Source organism: Ruegeria sp. N11 (assembly GCF_056531525.1).
Window position 1 is genome coordinate 1 of record NZ_JBQFLX010000066.1, and the last position, 2,203, is coordinate 2,203.

Below are 2,203 nucleotides of genomic sequence, written 5' to 3' on the forward strand. Positions count from 1 at the left end.
ACTCAGCATTGGGTTGGAAAAGTCCGGTCGCATTCGAACGGAAAGTGGCCTAAACGAGCACTTGGGGCGGCACAAAAATGGGACAGGTCCAGATGGGGTGGCAGTGGGATAGAACCTCATGCAGATTACCCCGGCGGGTTTCGTGGCGCTGTGTCGGTGCCGACCCTTCCCGCCGGTTCGGTTAACGCGACTGTTACCGTGCCGTAATACGCCGGAAGCCAAACAAGCCAGCCATTGCCCCGATCAGTAACCAGCCCGCAGCCGGTAATGGGACAGGCGCAACTTGTGAAACCACAAGATTATCCGCCCTAAACTCGCCACACCATTGGTCACACCAAACAGTGTCCGGCCCAATGTAGGACGGGAAATAATAATCCCTTACCGCCCCGGCTGGTGTGCCAAGGCTCAACACAAGCTTGTCAATCGCCTTGAAGGCATCGGAGAAAACAGTTGTGCCCCATGGCGCGGCGCGTTCGAAATTCAGGATGGATTGAGTTGCAACGACGCTGCCGTTTCGGATGCCCTCAAATACCAGAGACACAGGCGGCGCTATTCCCGTGGTGAACCACGCCGCATCATTAAGATCAGTTGGTTTTGGGGAACCCAGGGATTTATATACGTTGCTGAATCCTGCAACGTCTATCTGCTGTGGTGTGAATCGTGAACCGTCCTGCCGCTTAACTGTAGAACCCAATAACCCGCTATCGTCGTGCAGGGCAATATGGTAGCCGGTAAGGTATGTGTAGCTGAAATCGTACTGAAAGCCCTGACTTAACCCGATATGTTCGCCATTCGTCGGGTTATATGTGACATTGTTGTGGTCGAACGTGACGGTTAATGCACTAGCCGCGTTTGCAAGGCACACGGCGACAGCCGGAAATATCAGTTTCATAAAAATTTCCCCCTACTAATGCAATTAGCCTAGCCGGAGTTGTCTCATTTCGCAACTTATCTCCAAATAACCCCATGTTTGCCGACCCTCTTTGCATATCGGACGGTTGACCAAGTGCCGCTGCGTTGGCGCTCTGGGCCGTCTGGTGCTGCGATTAGAAAATCAGAGGCATTCACAATGTCTTTATTTCTCTCAAGGTAAGGCTTTGACGGCAGGATGACTGTAGATTTAGTGCTTGCGCGCATGGCGTCGTTATTTGGCGGGTGTGCGACTGTCTTGATGCACAGAAAGTCTGCAACGATAAACGCCTGCTCATCCCATCCCGTGCAATCCCCGTGGTGCAGTTCTGTTACCCCATTATCCTGAATGAAGTTGAACAGCTTCTCACACAATGCTTCCGGCCTTGGTTCGCGCGAACCAGTTACACCTAAAATCATTTTCTCTCCACTGCTCTAACTGCCATTTCCCGGTTTCTTCCTGTGGATTTTACCTGAACACTTAACCTTATAAGCCACTGTAATATATAGAGGGTGATTTCTGTTCAGAATCCTGATTTCTCTTTTGTTTTCAATCAATCTGGCGTTCCTCCTCGGTCCGCCACTGGTTTACTGTTGGACGTCAGACGAAATTGACCTTTGCGTCATAAACTGACCCAACACCCCTTTTTCGTACTCCCGCAGACTGTTTCGTTTGATCTGACTTCTCCTCTGGAAAATCAGGGCTGATTTGCAGATCAGACGGCGAAGCCGCCTGTTCCTGCTGATCTGCCACGTGGCGAACGCGGGAGGGGGCGAGGCAATGCTATTCGACAGGGGTGGTGCGGCCCGCAGGCAAAGCCGAGGACACGGCCCTGTCTAATAGGGTTGCCCGAGGGGGAGGGCAGCGCCCTCACCCTGACGGTCAGGGGCGTTTGGCTTGCTCAAATCCCCCTGGCCCACAAAAGGTCGATGGCTGATAACCCCGCCACGACTTGTAACTTCGACCCAAAGCTGCGCTTACCGAAGCAACGGACTCCGCAGCTTGGCTGCACAAGTTTAGACTTTTTCTGCGGCTGCCAAACTCGTGCAGTGAATTTGCGTTTGGAACTTCACCGAAAAAATTACTAACTCTAAATAGGTAGCAAAATTCAGGGCCAAGTTTGATGAAGATTTTCCCTTCAGAACCGCAGGTGGCACCCTATGAAGAGGGCTTCGAAGGTCGTGATATTCTACAACGCGCGGATGTCTTAGCCCCGTAAAACTGTGCCACTATTTTGGTGTCACGGAAGGGATGATGGATGGCTCGGAAGCGGTATTCGGATGAAGATGCGTT

General features: G+C 52.1%; 2 protein-coding genes. Both read right to left on the minus strand.

Annotated features, from left to right (window positions below):
* Nucleotides 1–193 precede the first annotated feature (193 nt).
* Entirely contained in the window at nt 194–892 is a 699-nt protein-coding gene (locus ACR0J8_RS24155) for a VPLPA-CTERM sorting domain-containing protein (RefSeq protein ID WP_480892849.1), read from the minus strand.
* A gap of 56 nt (nt 893–948) precedes the next feature.
* Nucleotides 949–1,329: a hypothetical protein gene (locus tag ACR0J8_RS24160; protein WP_480892852.1), complete on the minus strand. Its 381-nt coding sequence runs from the start codon at nt 1,327–1,329 to the stop codon at nt 949–951.
* Nucleotides 1,330–2,203: the final 874 nt, after the last annotated feature.

Excerpts from the sequence above, each read along its gene's own strand:
- ACR0J8_RS24155 (WP_480892849.1), bottom strand. The coding sequence starts at position 892 with ATGAAACTGATATTTCCGGCTGTCGCCGTGTGCCTTGCAAACGCGGCT.
- ACR0J8_RS24160 (WP_480892852.1), bottom strand. The coding sequence starts at position 1,329 with ATGATTTTAGGTGTAACTGGTTCGCGCGAACCAAGGCCGGAAGCATTG.